The organism is Limnothrix redekei LRLZ20PSL1, from assembly GCF_043235035.1.
Taxonomy (GTDB): Bacteria; Cyanobacteriota; Cyanobacteriia; order CACIAM-69d; family CACIAM-69d; genus CACIAM-69d.
In genome coordinates, this window is record NZ_JAZAQF010000100.1 from 1 (window position 1) to 487 (window position 487).

Annotated in this window: 1 protein-coding gene; it reads left to right on the top strand. The window is 52.8% G+C overall.

Features of this window, described 5'->3' with window-relative positions; all coding sequences use genetic code 11:
• Positions 1 to 158 precede the first annotated feature (158 nt).
• Positions 159 to 487, top strand: a 329-nt coding sequence (locus tag VPK24_RS18785; protein ID WP_393015663.1) for a hypothetical protein, incomplete at its 3' end; no start/stop codon positions are given.

A 487-nucleotide genomic window follows, 5' to 3' on the forward strand; every position in this document is an offset into this window, starting at 1 on the left:
AATCCGCCAGGGAACCTTGGGCCACAATTTCGCCCCCATGGATGCCCGCGCCGGTGCCAATATCCACCAGTACTGTTTTTCAGTTTCCATTTCTGACTAAAACAGATGTGGATGGAAACCCAGGTCTTTACCCTGATTCTTGGAACATGATAGGGCTCATGCCTGAGCCTGGCCAGCGGGTGAAAGATGTGACCCACATCGGTATTGCTTGGGTTAAAACCGTGGGAGCAGTTGTGTACTTCGGCCTGGATCAACCATGGGCTGCCACTTATGGTACAGCAGACGGTGTGATGAAAAGCTGGCTGAAACGCGGACCTAACCATTGGGAAAACCGCGTTCCTGATGGTACACACTGGCTGGATCCGTTTATGGGTGCTGATAGAAACAGTTTCAATTCGCCCTATCTGCGCGGAGGCCAGAAGCGCTTTGTATTCGGCTGCCGCCTAGAAGATGCTGCACCTGGAGACTACATGACCAATGCCCTTGC